Annotated in this window: 1 protein-coding gene; it reads left to right on the forward strand. The window is 56.8% G+C overall.

Annotated features, from left to right (window positions below):
* Window positions 1-3 precede the first annotated feature (3 nt).
* Window positions 4-294, forward strand: a 291-nt coding sequence (locus ACTHS4_RS11820) for a GPW/gp25 family protein (protein WP_440365980.1), incomplete at its 3' end; no start/stop codon positions are given.

Consider the following 294-nt stretch of genomic DNA (forward strand, 5'->3'; position numbering starts at 1 on the left):
CAAATCGGCCTCTACGACCACATCCGCCAGTCAATAAAAAATATCCTGTTCACGCGCATCGGCACGCGCCTGATGCGCGAAGAATATGGCAGCCTGCTGCCCGAATTATTAGACCAACCCATTACCCCTGCCCTGCTCTTGCAATGCCAGGCGGCCGCCATCGCCGCACTGGCAAAGTGGGAGCCGCGCATTGAAATTCAGGCGGCCACCGTATCGGCAGCCGCTGCCAACGACGCAAAAGTCATCATCAACATCGAAGCCGTCAACATCTCGACCGGCACACTTGAGACATAC

Origin of the sequence: Neisseria sp. P0014.S009, from assembly GCF_051958155.1 — a bacterium.
GTDB classification, from domain to species: domain Bacteria; phylum Pseudomonadota; class Gammaproteobacteria; order Burkholderiales; family Neisseriaceae; genus Neisseria; species Neisseria flavescens_C.